Annotated in this window: 12 protein-coding genes; 9 read left to right on the top strand and 3 right to left on the bottom strand. The window is 66.7% G+C overall.

The features are described 5' to 3' along the window. Nucleotides 1–18 precede the first annotated feature (18 nt). The 5 genes from rplK to rplL all read left to right on the top strand — a co-directional run bounded on the left by rplK (nt 19) and on the right by rplL (nt 3,371). On the top strand, nt 19–456 hold the full coding sequence (gene rplK / locus M3B11_RS00870) for a 50S ribosomal protein L11 (RefSeq protein ID WP_102161444.1): 438 nt from the start codon (nt 19–21) through the stop codon (nt 454–456). A 102-nt stretch (nt 457–558) separates the two neighbouring features. Further along, entirely contained in the window at nt 559–1,254 is a 696-nt protein-coding gene (gene rplA, locus M3B11_RS00865) for a 50S ribosomal protein L1 (protein ID WP_259874653.1), read from the top strand. 228 nt (nt 1,255–1,482) lie between these two features. Then, a complete protein-coding gene (locus M3B11_RS00860; protein WP_259874651.1) occupies nt 1,483–1,698 on the top strand; it encodes a hypothetical protein in 216 nt (71 codons plus the stop codon). Between the two features lie 671 nt (nt 1,699–2,369). Continuing rightward, the gene (gene rplJ, locus M3B11_RS00855; RefSeq protein WP_259874649.1) at nt 2,370–2,906 is read left to right on the top strand and encodes a 50S ribosomal protein L10; all 537 of its coding nucleotides are present in this window, start codon (nt 2,370–2,372) and stop codon (nt 2,904–2,906) included. A 72-nt stretch (nt 2,907–2,978) separates the two neighbouring features. Beyond that, the gene (gene rplL / locus M3B11_RS00850) at nt 2,979–3,371 is read left to right on the top strand and encodes a 50S ribosomal protein L7/L12 (protein ID WP_102161449.1); all 393 of its coding nucleotides are present in this window, start codon (nt 2,979–2,981) and stop codon (nt 3,369–3,371) included. 105 nt (nt 3,372–3,476) lie between these two features. On the opposite strand, the gene M3B11_RS00845 is transcribed toward rplL, so the two are convergent. Both M3B11_RS00845 and M3B11_RS00840 read right to left on the bottom strand, forming a co-directional pair. Further along, a complete protein-coding gene (locus tag M3B11_RS00845) occupies nt 3,477–3,818 on the bottom strand; it encodes an MGMT family protein (protein ID WP_259874647.1) in 342 nt (113 codons plus the stop codon). Continuing rightward, nucleotides 3,811–7,050: a hypothetical protein gene (locus tag M3B11_RS00840; RefSeq protein ID WP_259874645.1), complete on the bottom strand. Its 3,240-nt coding sequence runs from the start codon at nt 7,048–7,050 to the stop codon at nt 3,811–3,813. Before M3B11_RS00840 ends, M3B11_RS00845 begins: the two co-directional genes overlap by 8 nt. A gap of 89 nt (nt 7,051–7,139) precedes the next feature. On the opposite strand from M3B11_RS00840, the gene M3B11_RS00835 reads away from it, so the two are divergent. Together M3B11_RS00835 and M3B11_RS00830 are read left to right on the top strand one after the other, a co-directional pair. After that, a complete protein-coding gene (locus M3B11_RS00835; protein WP_259874643.1) occupies nt 7,140–7,394 on the top strand; it encodes a hypothetical protein in 255 nt (84 codons plus the stop codon). A 245-nt stretch (nt 7,395–7,639) separates the two neighbouring features. Then, nucleotides 7,640–8,206 (top strand): hypothetical protein, encoded by a 567-nt coding sequence (locus M3B11_RS00830; protein ID WP_259874641.1) that lies wholly within the window; start codon nt 7,640–7,642, stop codon nt 8,204–8,206. Between the two features lie 20 nt (nt 8,207–8,226). Here M3B11_RS00830 and M3B11_RS00825 read toward each other — a convergent pair whose 3' ends face one another. After that, the gene (locus M3B11_RS00825; RefSeq protein ID WP_259874639.1) at nt 8,227–9,027 is read right to left on the bottom strand and encodes an MBL fold metallo-hydrolase; all 801 of its coding nucleotides are present in this window, start codon (nt 9,025–9,027) and stop codon (nt 8,227–8,229) included. 310 nt (nt 9,028–9,337) lie between these two features. Between M3B11_RS00825 and rpoB the strand changes: the two genes are divergently transcribed. Together rpoB and M3B11_RS00815 are read left to right on the top strand one after the other, a co-directional pair. Next, complete coding sequence (rpoB, locus tag M3B11_RS00820) at nt 9,338–12,823, top strand: DNA-directed RNA polymerase subunit beta (RefSeq protein ID WP_259874637.1); 3,486 nt, start codon at nt 9,338–9,340, stop codon at nt 12,821–12,823. A gap of 97 nt (nt 12,824–12,920) precedes the next feature. Then, the gene (locus M3B11_RS00815; protein WP_259874636.1) at nt 12,921–16,793 is read left to right on the top strand and encodes a DNA-directed RNA polymerase subunit beta'; all 3,873 of its coding nucleotides are present in this window, start codon (nt 12,921–12,923) and stop codon (nt 16,791–16,793) included. Nucleotides 16,794–16,841 lie beyond the last annotated feature (48 nt).

Genomic DNA, 16,841 nt, shown 5'->3' with positions numbered 1-16,841 from the left:
AGTATTAAGGACCGAAGAATGCCTCCCAAGAAAAAGGTAGCCGGCCTGATCAAGCTTCAGATCCAGGCTGGTGCGGCCAATCCCGCACCGCCGATCGGCCCCGCGCTTGGTCAGCACGGCGTCAACATCATGGAGTTCTGCAAGGCATACAACGCCGCAACGGAATCCATGCGTGGCAACGTCGTCCCGGTTGAAATCACCGTCTACGAAGACCGCTCGTTCACCTTCATCACGAAGACTCCGCCGGCTGCGGAGCTCATCAAGAAGGCCGCCGGTCTGAAGTCGGGCTCGGCCACCCCGCACACTGACAAGGTTGGACACCTGACCAAGGACCAGGTGCGCGAGATCGCCGAAACGAAGATGCCGGACCTCAACGCCAACGACATCGACGCAGCGTCGAAGATCGTCGCCGGCACCGCCCGTTCGATGGGAATCACCACCGACGTCGAAATGTGATGAACGGTGCCCCGGCTCGGTGGAACCGGCCGGCAGCGGCACCGACGTCACGTGGTAGGAGCAGCGCGCTCCCCGACACCACAACTGCAAGGAGAGAAGCAGATGGCAAAGCGCTCAAAGGCCTATCGGGCCGCCGCGGAGAAGATCGCGGCTGACACATACTACGAACCGGCTCAGGCAGTCTCCCTGGCCAAGGACACCTCTGTCGCGAAGTTCGACGCCACCGTGGAGGTCGCTCTGCGCCTCGGCGTAGACCCGCGCAAAGCTGACCAGATGGTGCGCGGCACCGTCAACCTCCCGCACGGTACCGGCAAGACCGCTAAGGTCCTGGTGTTCGCAGCCGGCGACCGTGCCGAAGCAGCCCGCGAAGCAGGTGCTGACTACGTCGGCTCCGATGACCTGCTCGAGAAGGTCGCTGGCGGCTTCACCGACTTCGACGCAGCCGTCGCCACCCCGGACATGATGGGCAAGGTCGGACGACTCGGCAAGGTGCTCGGCCCCCGCGGCCTCATGCCGAACCCGAAGACCGGCACCGTCACCATGGACGTGGCGAAGGCCGTCTCGGACATCAAGGGCGGAAAGATCGAGTTCCGCATCGACAAGCACTCGAATCTGCACTTCATCATCGGCAAGGTGTCCTTTGACCAGAGTGCACTCGAGGACAACTTCAACGCTGCGATGGACGAGGTCATGCGTCTCAAGCCGTCTTCGTCGAAGGGCCGCTACATCTCGAAGGCGACCATGACGACGACGAACGGTCCGGCCCTTCCGATGGACGTCTCCGCGCTGCGCGCGTGACATCGGAGGCACGACCCGGCCGCCAGCCGGCCTGAGGTCTGCAGCCACACCCCACAGGCCCCGCCTGCCCCACACCGTTGAGGACAGGCGGGGCCTGCGGCGTTGAGCGGAGTCTGTCCTGCGTTCGGAATATGCGCTCGGGCCCGCAGGTGAGGCCGCAGCTGGCGCAGGCGCTCCGGATGACCGCCGTGCACGCACCACCGGCTGACGGTCTGCAGCGCGCCTATGATGCGTGGGCGCCCATTCTCGTTCGAGCGCTGGGCACCGCACCTGTCTGGACCGGAGATCGAGCGCCCACCGGAGACGAACCTGACGTTCTACGACCGGCTGTTCGCCCGGCTCATCGACGACCTCGGGCTCACCGGCCCGCTCGTGTTCGCCTATCTCACCCCGAGCGGCCGCTCGGTCGGCGCGTGGAGCTGCGCCCCGGGCCGATCGGCATGAGCAGCCGGCTGACGACCCGCGGTGAGATGAGTGCGCTGCGCGGCGGCGTGGGCCCCGGCCTGCGGTGCCTGCGCAGCTGATGTCGAGGCCGACCGGTCACCCGACTGGCTCTACGATGGCGCCACACCGTGTGCCGAAGCGGACACGGTCTGGGCCCGCACGCTCTTCGGTGCGGTCGGTGACGATCTCGCCACGCAGCTGCAGCGTGAGAAGCCGGGCAGTCAGCGCGGCTGATTCCCGCTCGCGCCACCCGGATGCTGCGGATGCTGGCCGTAACCCGGGGGTGGGGTGACGCCATGACCGGCAGCCGGCTGCTGCGGCAGCACTTTCTTCTGATTCCGTGGCAGGGGGCGAATATCTCCATCCTACCGCCGGGGCACCCGCGAGAGCAGCACTGGCCCCGATTTGGATTCTCAGCCTGGTCTGCTCTATGCTGATAGTTGCCCAAGACCGTCGGTCTTCACAGGGACTCACATCTCACCTCCGTGTGCTGCTGTGCGCCGCTGTGAACGAAGACTCGCAAGAGTGGCCAGCGCAGGTGTGTAGTGGATGACTGTTCCGGTGATCCGGTTGCTGAGCAGCTTCGAGGATCCGGATGTGCAAGCGTTCCGTGCAGCCTGCGCGGGGCGCTTTTTCGCGTCTGACGCACCGACATGTACGAAAGGAATACCATGGCGAGGCCTGACAAGGCAGCCGCAGTAGCCGAACTCAAGGAACTCTTTGAGAACTCTCCTGCTGCAGTGCTGACCGAGTACCGCGGTCTCACCGTGGCGCAGCTCAAGGAGCTGCGCCGTGGTCTCGGTGAGAACGCCTCCTACGCCGTGGTAAAGAATACGCTGACCGCTATCGCGGCTAAGGAAGCCGGCATCGAAGCGCTCGAGGGACAGCTCACTGGCCCCTCGGCCATCGCCTTCGTCACCGGTGAACCCTCCGAAGCCGCCAAGGTCCTGCGTGACTTTGCCAAGGCGAATCCGCAGCTGGTCATCAAGGGTGGTTACTTCGAAGGTAACGCCATGACCGCTGAGGACATCACGAAGCTCGCCGACCTCGAATCCCGTGAGGTGCTGCTGGCCAAGGCCGCCGGTGCCATGAAGGCAAGCATGTACAACGCTGCTTACATGTTCACCGCTCCGCTGGTCAAGGCCGCGCGCACCGTCGACGCTCTGCGCGAGAAGCAGGGCGGCGAACCGGCTGCCGAGGACGCCTGAGTTTCACTCAGACCCACAGACAATCCATTCACGGCTGAACAGACCAGCCACGTACGGAAGGACATAGCCACCATGGCTAAGCTCACCCCCGAAGAGCTCATCGAAGCATTCAAGGAGCTCTCCCTCATCGAACTGTCGGACTTCGTCAAGAAGTTCGAGGAGACCTTCGAGGTCGAGGCCGCCGCTCCGGTTGCCGCAGTCGCCGCTCCGGCTGCCGGCGGAGCCGGCGGTGGCGATGCCGCTGCTGAAGAGAAGACCGAGTTCGACGTCATCCTCGAGTCGGCCGGCGACAAGAAGGTTCCGGTCATCAAGGAGGTCCGCGGCATCACCTCGCTCGGACTGAAGGAAGCCAAGGACCTCGTCGACAACGCTCCGAAGGCCGTCCTCGAAGGCGCCGACAAGGAGACCGCCGAGAAGGCCAAGGAAGCTCTCGAGGGCGCAGGCGCCACCGTCTCGCTCAAGTGATCTTCCACCCGGCCAGGCGGCTTTCGCGCGCAGCCTAGCCCGGGATCATGCAACAGCCCCGCTGCCAGCTGGCAGCGGGGCTGCTGTCATTCATCCAGATACCGGTCACTGTGCAGGAAGGTCAGCGCACGCGGCCTGCCAGGCGGCCGCCAGCTGATTCGCATCAGTGCGGGCATGCGCGATCGCCGCTCCGTGCCGGTCGGCAGTCAGGGGAGTGCCCTCGGCTGTCCACTGCTCCAGAGCGCGGATCGTGATCGCCTCCGGCAGCCGGCCGCTGGCGTTCGTCACCCGCCACCACGCGACATTCGATCCCCAGGCGGCCATGATCCTGCCGACCAGCCGCGGGGAGGTGCCGACGAGTTCGGCGAGCATCCCGTAGCTGACCACCTGCCCGGGCGGGACGCATTCAACCGCGCGCAGCACCCGTTCGACGAGCAGCTCATCCATCGTGGCGGGGTTCCTGCCATGTCCGTTCCCGAGGCGGTGGCTGGCCGGTCTGGCCGGGCACCTGACCAGGTGCCCGGGGAGGAGCAGGTGGTAGTGGGCCCTGCTGCGGCGGGACGTGCGGCGGTCCGAAGCCGTGCGCCGGGCCGGGATGCGGCGGGTTCTGCGGAGGCTCCTGGAATCGGCCGCCGCGCGGGTCCGGGCTCTTCGGTTTGCGCAGCAGCTGCCAGATGACGACGCCGATGATGAACACGGCGATGATGACGAGAGCCAGCCACATGAGATCGCGCAGGAACCACACAATTCCGGCGCTGACGCCGACAAGCCCCCACCACAGCGCCCAGGCTCGCAGCAGGACGGCGCCGGCGATGAGCAGTGCGGCATGGTCGATGAGGAACAGCAGGGAGTAGCCGGTGTGGTCGGCGGTGAACGCCGCGACCGTGCCGGTGAGCGTGATGAGCGCCATCGGGATGACAGTGCGCAGGTCGACGCGGACGAACTGGGCACCAGGGCCGCTGCGCACCGGCTGGCTGCGCGCGTAGAAGATCGACCAGCCGATCGCGGCGGCCAGCAGCACATGCAGAGGCACGACAGGGCGCAGCTGCCAGATTCCCGCCAGTGCGATCATGCCGCCGACCGCACCGATATAGGTGGCGGCCTCAGCGGTGATACGGCGCGTGAGCTGGTGCGGGAACCGCTGGGCCAGCAGCACGAGCATGAATGCCGGCATCATGAGCGTGATGCCGGCGATGAGCATCGTGAGCGAATGGAGCGCAGGAACCTCGGCGTCGACGAGCAGTGCGCTGATGAAGGCGGTGAGCATCGCGGCGAACGCTGCGATCAGCGGGGCGAGCGACCAGCGGGAGAAGCCGGCGACGAGGTGCTGGGCACCCGGCCTGCGGTCATAGGCGACCGAGACGCACCAGTACAGCGCATACGCCAGCATCCAGACCAGCCATGCCGCCAGCAGGTGCGCCAATGCCGTCTCGGCAATGCCGAGTCCGGCAAGGACGCGAACCCCGTGGTAGAGAGCGAGGAATCCGAGCAGCACGACTTCGGGGACACGGGCGGCGAACGCGTGGGCGAAGGCGACGGCGAACAGCAGCAGAAGCACAACTGCGGCCGCCAGCCGCACGTGCTCGACCGAATGGAGGCAGATGATGAGCACGCTGGCGAGGAACGCCGCCACTGCCGAGATGCTCAGCGGCAGCAGCCGCAGCTCCGCGAAGCGAAGACCGGGCCCGGGACCAGCGGCGGACAGTCTGCGGCTGGCCCAGTGCCCGGCGGCGAACAGCCCGACGGTGACGAACATAAGAACCGGCCCGGCGATGTAGGCGGCCTGACTGTCCTGGATGCTCATCGTGACGATCATGAACGCCAGCCCGAGCCCGAAGAAGGCCGCGAGGATGCCTGCGGTGATGACCGCGTAGCGGGCACGCCAGGTACGGCCGCGCCGGCGCAGACCGACCTCGGCGAGGGCCAGCCCGGCAAGAGCTGCGGCCAGGATGATGAGGTACCCGCCGGTGACGATCGGCGAGGCGACGCTCGAGCCGAGGCCCAGCGCCTTCCAGATGTCGCCGAGGACGTAGCCGAAGGCCAGGGCCACCGGCACAGCGCCGGTGACGAGCAGCGCATTGCGCGCCCACCATGCGCACAGTCCCAGCGCCGCCACAGTCGCGATGACGATGAGCGCACTGACCGGCGAGTCGATGTCGGCGGCCGCCATCGGTGCCGGGATCAGCAGCAGGAGAGCGGCAGCCGGCATGAGCAGCGGCAAGCCGGCGCGCAGCACCTGGCGGTGGCGGGCCCGGCGGGAGGTGATGGTCGAACTGAGCCACGCGAGTCCGATGAGCAGCAGCACATGCCAGATGAACCCGGCACTCGTCGCTACCCCGTTCGGCAGCGCGTCGCCCAGCGGGGCATCCTCCGGGCCATGGTGCATGATCTGGTAGACGAGGAACGCCCCGACTCGGGCAGCGACGGCGATCCCGGCGCCCAGCGGCAGCAGCGCATCGGCGCGCAGGGCCGCGAACACGGCAGCACCTGCTGCCAGCAGCCCGACGGCACTGACGAGGATCGTGGCGATGGTCTCACCCGGATCGGTGTAGGGGACCTCGGCAACCGCGATGCCGGTGGCGTAGAGGAAACCGCCGGCGAGCATGAGCGCGATGTGCGACGCCGCCGTCTGTGCGGCAGGTGTGGCCATGGCTGCCGGCAGCTCGCTGGAGTTCGGCCGCCGGGCAGGGCTGCCGCGGCCTGCCGGGCTGCGCAGGGCGGATTCGGTGAAGAGGACCGCGCCGATGAGGAGGGCCGCCACCGCGGTCAGCGGGCGATCCCAGCTGAAGTGCAGGCTGATCATCTCATTGTGGGCCAGACCGCTGATGATGAGCAGGATCGCCAGCGCGAAGCTGAACCGCGCCCCGACCCCGCGCAGCGGCGAACGGCGCAGCAGGGCGCCGACGAGGAAGTGCACACCGAGGGCTGCGAACAGGAAGCCCCACTCCAGGCGGGTCGGCACCGGGTCGATGAAGATCGCACCGGCGACGGCCAGGGGTGCGAGCACATCGCCGAGGATGATCTGCGGGCGGATGTACTTCTCGGCAAGCCGGCCGCGCAGCAGCACTGCCAGCAGCGCCAGGGGAGCGGTGGTGAGGATGAGGACGACGAAGTACCACACGACCGGTGCCGGGGTCAGGGCGATCGCCGACATCGTCAGCGAGAACGTGAAGGCCACGCTGAGCCAGGTGACGAGCTGTGAGCGCAGCACCACAGCGGCCCCCAGGTTGGCGAGCACTCCTGCGGCGGAGGAGATGAACCAGGCCAGTGTGCCTGACGTCAGCTGCCAGCCGCCGAGGCCGAATCCGGCGATCGGGATGATCGCCAGGCCGATTGCGGTGAGTGCGAAGCCGACCGGCCGCAGTCTGGCTACCAGCGAATAGACACCCAGCCCGGCGCTGTAGAAGGCGATGGCGACGAACCACAGGCTCACGGCCTTGATGACGGTCGAGGAGGCGACGGTGATGAAGATGATCGCCGCGGTGATCATGAGCAGGGCCGCGACCCCGAGCAGGATGTTGAGATACAGGCCGGTGCGGTCGACCGGTGGTGTCACCGGGGCCGAGGCGGTGGCCGGCTGACTCGGCTGTCCGCCGCCTGCGTGGGGCGGGTAGGGCAGGCGCGGCGGGCCGGGGTGCGACAGGCCCGGGCGCATCGAAGGCCCGGCAGGAGGTCGCATGCCCGGTGGCGGCGGGGGAGGAGCGAACCGACTGCGTGGCTGCGGCCAGTGCCGGTGAGGGTGCACACCCTGCTGCGGACCTGGAGGGCGTGGTCCCTGACGGCCCGGACCACGATGTCCAGGTTCCGGTTGGCCTGATCCGGGATGAGAGTGTTCCGGGTGCGCGGATCCCCGATGGCTGGGATGCGGCGGCGCTGACCATAGAGGTGGAGGCGGCGGTGGTCCTGGTCGGCCGGCTGCCGGCTGCTTGCCGACCGGCGGCTGCCTTTCTGCCGGCTGCCTTTCTGCCGGCTGCCCGGGTGCCGGGCCGCGGGGAGCAGGTGCTGGCCGGGGCCGGTCTTTGACCCGAGCGGTCGTCCAGGCCGCGAACCATGCCACCGTTGCATAACCCACCAGCAGCAGAGTGAGGATGAGGCTGATGAGATTCAGTCCTGCTGCAGCTGAGGCGTTCACGGCAGACTCGCTTTCGATGGGGCGCTCTGCCTCACCCTAGCGAATCTCAGCGTGCAGAACCGGTTATCCACAGGCGGGAACGCGACATGCTGACATGCCTCCCGCCTCGGGCGCGGAAGCATCCTAGGATCGGATCATGATCCGACTGCCCCGAAACCGCAGGCGCACCGCCTCCGGCGTGCTGGCGCTTGCGCTGGTGAGCGGACTGTCGGGCTGTGCGCTGCTCGGTCCGGTCGAGGTCGGTACCCATGATGCCGGGATCATCGCGCGGTTCACCGATCCGCGCACCGGCTCAGCCAACCGCAGCTGGGTCATCGAAGCCGTCCCCGAACGGGCCGCCCTGCGCGTGCATGCCCATGAAGAGTTCCTCAGCTATGAACGCGTCGACCTGCCGGCCGAGGTGTGGTCCGATGTCGCCACCGCCGCCGACGCCGCCCAGGAGCGGACGAACTTCATCCCGGAGCAGGGCTGTGAGGGGGCGCGCGAGATCGAGGTCGAGCTGTGGCGCGGGGACAAGCAGATGAAGGTGCTGCACGCCAACAACTGCGGCAGCGACGACACCTACTACGACCTGTACATCGCCGTCGCCCAGCCGCTGGTCGAGCAGTTCGACGACAGCCGGCTCAACCCCAACATCGAACCCGAACCGGTCCAGCCGCGCACGACGATGAGCCGGGAGGTCAGCGGGCCGCCCCAGCCCTGAGCGCTCGCCGGTTGAGCAGCTCAGCGCAGGCGGCGCACCCCGGCTGGCAGGCCGGTGCCGTCGGCGAAGGGGAACGGCTCGGCGCCCACCGCTGCCAGCTCATGATCCGGATCGGTGGCAAGGGCGGCGATGTCCTCAGCCTGCCGGCGGACGAACCCGGCGTCGACCGGCTGCCCGTGACCGGGCGCGTACACCTGAGCGCCGGGCAGGGCGGCAAGCGCCCTCAGCCCAGCCGCCCAACGGCTCGGAGTGGCGTCATCGCCAGCCTGCGGCGCGGTGCCCTCCTCGACGAGATCGCCGGTGAAGACGACATCAGCGCAGGCGAGGACGAGATCGGTGTCGATGTGGCCGGGCACCTCGAAGACGTGCAGCTGCCAGCCGCCGATGCCGAGGACTGCGCCATCGGCCAGCGCCGCGACCTCGACGGCCAGCTCACTCGGGTCGGCCGGCAGCTGCGGTTCGGCCTCAAGGGGCACCGAGTGGAACTGCAGCCAGGCCGAACCGGCTTGATCGCGGACGAAGGCCGGTGAGCCGAAGAACTCCTCGACGCCGCAGGCGGCAAAATGGGCGTTGCCGAAATAGTGGTCCCAATGGTCGTGGGTGTTGACGACGGCGATCGGCAGCTCGCCGTCCCGGCCGGGCGCCCTGTGCTGCGCGAGCACGGCGGTGAAGGCGTCGAGGATGCCGGCGGCCTGAGCGGGGCCTGAGCCGGTGTCGATGATGACGGCGCGCTCGGTGCCGATGATGAGATAGGAGTTGAGCGCAGCTGGCTCGGACGTGTGGACGAAGATCGCCGGAGCCGGCAGGGAAGGCGCAGACATGGCCGCAGACTATCACTGGCTCACCAGGGCAGATGGGGCGGCAGAGGCGAAAACTCAGCACTCTACCACACCGGCTTGCCACACGGGGATACGGCGACTATGCTATCTCTTTGCGTTGCTTTGTCTCTGTGGTGCCTTCATATAGCGGTGGGCTCACGCACAGCGCCCGACGGAATCGGGACCTGCCGACCCTCATTCACCCGGGACTCTACCAGCCACTGCGTGCTGTGTCCGGTGTGTGCGGCGGCGCGTCTCCTCTCCTCAGGCAGGCGAAGCGAACTGACCAGGTGAACCACTCGGAAGGATCCCATTGGCCGCCGCCAACGAACACACCAGGACCGCTAACCCACCCACGCGCGTTTCTTTCGCGAAGATCAACGAGCCGCTGCCGCTGCCGAACCTCCTCGGCCTGCAGACCGACAGCTTCGATTGGCTGATCGGCAATGAGAAGTGGCAGGACCGCGTCGCCGAGGCCATCGAGACCGGTGATGACTCCGTTGCCACCACCTCGGGCCTGGAGGACATCTTCGAGGAGATCTCCCCGATCGAGGACTTCTCCGGCGCGATGAGCCTGTCGTTCCGCGAACACCGCTTCGAGCCTCCGAAGTACTCCATCGATGAGTGCAAGGAACGCGATATGACCTACTCGGCGCCGCTGTTCGTCACCGCCGAGTTCATGAACAACAACACCGGCGAGATCAAGAGCCAGACCGTCTTCATGGGCGACTTCCCGCTCATGACCGACAAGGGCACCTTCGTCATCAACGGCACCGAGCGCGTCGTCGTCTCGCAGCTCGTCCGCTCGCCCGGCGCCTACTTCGAGGCCGCTGCCGACAAGACCTCGGACAAGGACATCTACACCGCCAAGATCATCCCGTCGCGCGGTGCCTGGCTGGAGTTCGAGATCGACAAGCGCGATCAGGTGGGTGTGCGCCTGGACCGCAAGCGCAAGCAGTCGGTCACCGTGCTGCTCAAGGCGCTCGGCTGGACCAGCTCGAAGATCCTCGAGGAGTTCGGCGATTTCGAGTCGATCCGCGAGACCCTGGCCAAGGACACCGTCGAGACCCGCGAAGACGCCCTGCTCGACATCTACAAGAAGCTGCGCCCTGCAGAGCCTGCCACGATCGAGGCGGCAGAGAACCTGCTGAAGAACCTCTACTTCAACGCCAAGCGCTACGACCTTGCCAAGGTCGGCCGCTACAAGATCAACCGCAAGCTCGGCATTGACGCGCCGCTGTCGGACTCGGTGCTCACCGCCGACGACATCGCCCAGACGATCCGCTACATCGTCTCGCTGCACGCCGGCAAGGACACCATGTCCGGCCGCCGCGACGGCGAGGAGGCTGAGATCCGCGTCGCCCTCGATGACATCGACCACTTCGGCAACCGCCGCATCCGCGCCGTCGGCGAGCTCATCGAAAGCCAGGTGCGCACCGGTCTGTCGCGCATGGAGCGCGTCGTGCGCGAGCGCATGACGACCCAGGACGTCGAGGCGATCACCCCGCAGTCGCTCATCAACATCCGCCCGGTCGTGGCCGCGATCAAGGAGTTCTTCGGAACTTCCCAGCTGTCGCAGTTCATGGACCAGAACAACCCGCTGGCCGGCCTGACGCACAAGCGCCGCCTGTCGGCACTGGGCCCCGGCGGCCTGTCGCGCGACCGCGCCGGCATGGAAGTCCGCGACGTCCACCCGTCGCACTACGGCCGCATGTGCCCGATCGAGACGCCGGAGGGCCCGAACATCGGCCTCATCGGCTCGCTGGCCTCCTACGGCCGGATCAACCCGTTCGGCTTCATCGAGACCCCGTACCGCAAGGTCGAAAACGGTTTCGTGACCGACAGGATCGAGTACCTCACCGCCGATGACGAGCTCGAATACGACATCGCGCAGGCCAACGCCCCGCTGACCGAGGATGACAAGTTCGCCGAGGAGTTCGTGCTCTGCCGCCCGGCCGGCGGCAGCGGCGAAGCCGAGCTGCTCCCGGTCGACGAGGTCGACTACATGGATGTCTCGGCACGCCAGATGGTCTCGGTCGCCACCGCGCTCATCCCGTTCCTCGAGCACGACGACGCCAACCGTGCGCTCATGGGTGCGAACATGCAGCGTCAGGCCGTGCCGCTGGTGCGCAGCGAATCGCCGTTGGTCGGCACCGGTATGGAGTACCGCTCCGCCGTCGACGCCGGTGACGTCATCCTCGCTGAGCACCCCGGTGTCGTCACCGACGTGTGCGCCGACTACGTCACCGTCATGAACGACGACGGCACCACCATGACGTACAAGGCCGAGAAGTTCCGCCGCTCCAACCACGGCACCTCCTACAACCAGCGCATCCTCGTCAACGAGGGTGACCGGGTGGAGGCCGGTGCGGTGCTCGCCGACGGGCCCTCAACCCAGGACGGCGAGATGGCACTGGGCAAGAACCTGCTCGTGGCATTCATGTCGTGGGAGGGCTACAACTACGAGGACGCGATCATCCTGTCCCAGCGCATGGTGCAGGACGACGTGCTCTCCTCGATCCACATCGAAGAGCACGAAGTCGACGCCCGCGACACCAAGCTCGGTGCCGAGGAGATCACCCGGGACATCCCGAACATCTCCCCGGATGCGCTGGCCGATCTCGACGACCGCGGCATCATCCGCATCGGCGCCGAGGTCACCGACGGTGACATCCTCGTCGGCAAGGTCACCCCGAAGGGCGAGACTGAGCTGACCCCCGAAGAGCGCCTGCTGCGCGCGATCTTCGGTGAGAAGTCCCGTGAAGTTCGCGACACCTCGCTCAAGGTCCCGCACGGCGAGTCCGGCACCGTTATCGGCGTCAAGGTCTTCGACCGCGACGAGGACGACGAGCTCTCGCCCGGCGTCAACCAGCTGGTGCGCGTCTACGTCGCCCAGCGCCGCAAGATTACCATTGGTGACAAGATGGCCGGCCGCCACGGCAACAAGGGCGTCATCTCGACGATCCTGCCGGTCGAGGACATGCCGTTCCTCGAAGACGGCACGCCCGTCGACGTCATCCTCAACCCGCACGGCGTGCCGCGTCGTATGAACATCGGACAGGTGTTCGAGGTTCACCTCGGCTGGATCGCCAAGCAGGGCTGGAAGATCGAAGGCAACCCCGAGTGGGCCACCGAACTCCTCGACCACGGCTTCGCCGCCGAGGTGGAGGCCGGCACCAACGTCGCCACCCCGGTGTTCGACGGTGCACACGAAGAGGAGATGCGCGGACTGCTCGAAGCCACCCACCCGAACCGCGACGGCGACCGCCTCGTCGACGCCTCGGGCAAGGCACGCCTGTTCGACGGCCGCTCCGGCGAGCCGTTCCCGTACCCGATCTCGGTCGGCTACATGTACCTGCTCAAGCTGCACCACCTGGTCGACGACAAGATCCACGCGCGTTCGACCGGACCGTACTCGATGATCACCCAGCAGCCGCTGGGCGGTAAGGCGCAGTTCGGCGGTCAGCGCTTCGGTGAGATGGAGGTGTGGGCACTGGAGGCATACGGTGCCGCCTACACTCTGCAGGAGCTCCTGACGATCAAGTCCGATGACATCCCCGGCCGCGTCAAGGTCTACGAGGCGATCGTCAAGGGCGACAACCTGCCGAATCCGGGCATCCCGGAATCGTTCAAGGTTCTCATCAAGGAGATGCAGTCGCTGTGCCTCGACGTCGAGGTGCTGTCCTCGGACGGCATGCACGTCGAGATGCGCGATTCCGATGATGAGGTGTTCCGTGCAGCCGAGGAGCTCGGCATCAACCTGTCGCGCCACGAAGCACAGACCGTCGAAGAAGTCTGATCGCCCCTGCCGGCCCCGTGCGGGCCGGCAGGCACAAGCCTGAGTATTCGAGAATTCCGACAGCTGTCCGTCAGCTGTCAAGAGAAAGAGGATTTACGTGCCTGACGTCAATTTCTTTGATGAGCTGCGCATCGGCCTGGCCACCGCTGATGACATCCGCCGCTGGTCCCACGGTGAGGTCAAGAAGCCCGAGACGATCAACTACCGCACCCTCAAGCCGGAGAAGGACGGCCTGTTCTGCGAGAAGATCTTCGGACCGACCCGTGACTGGGAGTGCTACTGCGGCAAGTACAAGCGCGTGCGCTTCAAGGGCATCATCTGCGAACGCTGCGGTGTCGAGGTCACCCGCGCCAAGGTTCGCCGTGAGCGCATGGGCCACATCGAGCTCGCCGCCCCGGTGACCCACATCTGGTACTTCAAGGGTGTGCCGTCGCGCCTGGGCTACCTGCTCGACCTGGCGCCGAAGGACCTGGAGAAGGTCATCTACTTCGCCGCCTACATGATCACCTCCGTCGACGAGGAGTCCCGTCACCGGGATCTGCCGACCCTGCAGAACCAGATCGACGTCGAGAAGAAGCGCATCGGCGACCGCCGTGACGCCGACCTCGACCGCCGGTCGAAGAAGCTGGAAGAGGATCTGGCCGAACTCGAGTCCGAGGGTGCCACCGCAGCTGCGAAGAACAAGCTGCGCACCCAGGCCGAGAAGGAGATGAACAATCTCCGCAAGAACGCCGATCGTGAGATCGACCGCATTGAGCAGGTGTGGGACCGCTTCAAGGGCCTCAAGGTCTCCGACCTCGAAGGCGATGAGAGCCTCTACCGCGACATGGTCGCCCGGTTCGGCATCTACTTCACCGGCGCGATGGGCGCTGAGGCGATCCAGAAGCGCCTGCAGGACTTCGACCTCGAAGGCGAGTCCGACAAGCTGCGCGAGCTGATCAAGACCGGCAAGGGACAGCGCAAGACCCGTGCGCTCAAGCGCCTCAAGGTCGTCAACGCCTTCCTGTCGACTGACAACAGCCCTGAGGGCATGGTGCTCGATGCGATTCCGGTGATCCCGCCGGAGCTGCGCCCGATGGTCCAGCTCGACGGCGGCCGCTTCGCCACCTCGGACCTCAACGACCTGTACCGTCGCGTCATCAACCGCAACAACCGCCTCAAGCGCCTCCTCGACCTGGGTGCGCCTGAGATCATCGTGAACAACGAGAAGCGGATGCTGCAGGAAGCTGTCGACTCGCTGTTCGACAACGGCCGCCGCGGCCGTCCGGTCACCGGACCGGGCAACCGCCCGCTCAAGTCGCTGTCCGACATGCTCAAGGGCAAGCAGGGCCGGTTCCGCCAGAACCTGCTCGGCAAGCGCGTCGACTACTCCGGCCGTTCGGTCATCGTCGTCGGCCCGACTCTGAACCTGCACGAGTGCGGTCTGCCCAAGACCATGGCGCTCGAGCTGTTCAAGCCCTTCGTCATGAAGCGGCTCGTCGACCTCAATCACGCGCAGAACATCAAATCCGCCAAGCGCATGGTCGAACGCCAGCACGCTCAGGTGTGGGACGTCCTCGAAGAGGTCATCTCCGAGCACCCGGTGCTGCTCAACCGCGCACCGACCCTGCACCGCCTCGGCATCCAGGCCTTCGAGCCGCAGCTTGTCGAGGGCAAGGCCATCCAGATCCACCCGCTCGTCTGCTCGGCGTTCAACGCTGACTTCGACGGTGACCAGATGGCCGTGCATCTGCCGCTGAGCGCTGAGGCCCAAGCTGAGGCACGCATCCTCATGCTCTCGGCGAACAACATCCTCAAGCCCTCGGACGGCAAGCCCGTCACGATGCCGTCGCAGGACATGATCATCGGCCTGTACCACCTCACCAGCGAGCGCTCAGGCTCGGAGGGCGAAGGACGCACATTCGCCTCCATCGCCGAGGCGATCATGGCCTTCGACCGCGACGAGCTCAACCTCGGTGCCAAGATCAAGCTGCGCATCGACGACATCGTGCCCTCGCGCACGATGGAGATGCCCGAGGGCTGGGAGCCGGGCCAGCCGGCGATCATCGAGACGACGCTCGGCCGCGCCCTGTTCAACGAGACGCTGCCGGCGGACTACCAGTACGTCAACTCGACCGTGGACAAGAAGGCGCTGTCGAAGATCGTCAACCGTCTGGCTGATCTGTACCCGAAGGTCGAGGTCGCGCACACGCTCGACCAGTTCAAGTCCGAGGGCTTCTACTGGGCCACCCACTCGGGCCTGACCGTCGCGATGTCCGACATCGTCTCTCCGGAGGCGAAGGCCGGCATGCTCGACGAGGCCGAAGAGCAGGCATCCCGCGTGCAGGAGCAGTACGATTTCGGTGCGCTCACCGACGATGAGCGCCGCAGCGAACTCGTCAAGATCTGGTCGGACACCTCCGACCAGGTCGCCGAGGTGATGCAGAAGAACTTCCCTGAGGAGAACTCCGTCGTCCGCCTCGTCAACTCCGGCGCGTCGGGCAACTGGACCCAGGTCCGTCAGCTGGCCGGTATGCGCGGCCTGGTGACGAACCCGAAGGGCGAGATCATCCCCCGTCCGATCAAGTCGAACTACCGCGAGGGCCTGTCCGTCCTCGAGTACTTCATCGCCAGCCACGGTGCCCGTAAGGGCCTGGCCGACACCGCTCTGCGTACGGCGGACTCCGGCTACCTGACCCGTCGTCTCGTCGACGTGTCGCAGGATGTCATCATCCGCTCGGAGTCGACCGATTCGCCCAAGGGGATCACGCTGCCGGTCGCGCAGCGCGGCGTCAACGGCGAACTGGAGCCGCACGAGTTCGCGGAGACCAGCGTCTACGGCCGCCTGACCGTCTCGGACATCACCGACGCTGACGGCAACGTCATCGTCCCGGCCAAGTCCGACGTCGGCCCCGACATCGTCGACACCCTCGTGGCCGCCGGCATCGAGGAGATCAAGGTCCACTCGGTGCTCACCGCCGACTCGGACGTGCAGATCTCGGCGATGCACTACGGCCGTTCGATGGCCACCGGCAAGCTCGTCGACATCGGCGAGGCGATCGGCACCGTCGCAGCCCAGTCGATCGGTGAGCCGGGCACCCAGCTGACGATGCGCACCTTCCACACCGGCGGCGTTGCCGCCGGCGGCGGAGGCGACATCACGCAGGGTCTGCCCCGAGTCACCGAGCTCTTCGAGGCCCGCACCCCGAAGGGCTTCGCCCCGATCGCCGAGGCGACCGGCAAGGTGAAGATCGACGACAGCCGCAAGACCCGCTACGTCATCGTCACCCCGGACGACGGCTCGGAGGAGATCGAACACCCGGTCGGCCGCCGTGCGCAGCTGCTCGTCGAGGACGGACAGCGCGTCGAGGCCGGATCGAAGCTCGTCGAGGGCGCCATCGACCCGAAGCAGGTGCTGCGCATCCGCGGTCGCCGGGAAGCCGAGCGCTTCCTCGTCGACGAGGTGCAGAAGGTCTACCGCTCGCAGGGCGTGGGCATCCACGACAAGCACATCGAGGTCATCGTCCGCCAGATGCTCCGACGGGTCACCGTCATCGAATCCGGCGATACGAACCTGCTGCCCGGTGAGCTGGTCGACCGCGGTCGCTACCAGGAGGAGAACCGCCGCGTCGTCGCCGAAGGCGGCAAGCCGGCCTCGGCCCGTGACGAACTCATGGGCATCACGAAGGCCTCGCTGGCGACTGAGTCGTGGCTGTCGGCGGCCTCCTTCCAGGAGACCACCCGCGTCCTCACCGAAGCAGCGATGGAAGGCAAGACCGACCCGCTGCTCGGCCTGAAGGAGAACGTCATCCTCGGCAAGCTCATCCCGGCCGGCACCGGTATGCACAAGTACCGCGACATGATCGTCGAGCCGACCGAAGAGGCCCGCCAGGACATGTTCTCCAACTCCTACAACGACTTCTACCCGTCGCTGGCAGGAGAAGGAGCGGCCATCCCGCTGGAGGACTATGACTTCGGCGCCTTCAGCTGATGACGTGACCGGCAGCCCACGGCTGCAGGCCTGAACCGTTTGGGGGGG

The sequence above is a fragment of the Brevibacterium sp. p3-SID960 genome, from assembly GCF_025144725.1.
GTDB lineage: Bacteria > Actinomycetota > Actinomycetes > Actinomycetales > Brevibacteriaceae > Brevibacterium.
The sequence above is the reverse complement of the archived record's forward strand: the minus strand, read 5'-3'. Positions and strand labels throughout refer to the sequence as shown.

What these genes read in the sequence shown, in the direction of transcription:
- rplA (WP_259874653.1), top strand. Translation starts at nt 559, where the DNA reads ATGGCAAAGCGCTCAAAGGCCTATCGGGCCGCCGCGGAGAAGATCGCG.
- M3B11_RS00860 (WP_259874651.1), top strand. Translation starts at nt 1,483, where the DNA reads ATGCGTGGGCGCCCATTCTCGTTCGAGCGCTGGGCACCGCACCTGTCT.
- M3B11_RS00825 (WP_259874639.1), bottom strand. Translation starts at nt 9,027, where the DNA reads ATGTCTGCGCCTTCCCTGCCGGCTCCGGCGATCTTCGTCCACACGTCC.
- rplL (WP_102161449.1), top strand. Translation starts at nt 2,979, where the DNA reads ATGGCTAAGCTCACCCCCGAAGAGCTCATCGAAGCATTCAAGGAGCTC.
- rplK (WP_102161444.1), top strand. Translation starts at nt 19, where the DNA reads ATGCCTCCCAAGAAAAAGGTAGCCGGCCTGATCAAGCTTCAGATCCAG.
- M3B11_RS00845 (WP_259874647.1), bottom strand. Translation starts at nt 3,818, where the DNA reads ATGGATGAGCTGCTCGTCGAACGGGTGCTGCGCGCGGTTGAATGCGTC.
- rplJ (WP_259874649.1), top strand. Translation starts at nt 2,370, where the DNA reads ATGGCGAGGCCTGACAAGGCAGCCGCAGTAGCCGAACTCAAGGAACTC.
- M3B11_RS00840 (WP_259874645.1), bottom strand. Translation starts at nt 7,050, where the DNA reads ATGCGACCTCCTGCCGGGCCTTCGATGCGCCCGGGCCTGTCGCACCCC.
- M3B11_RS00830 (WP_259874641.1), top strand. Translation starts at nt 7,640, where the DNA reads ATGATCCGACTGCCCCGAAACCGCAGGCGCACCGCCTCCGGCGTGCTG.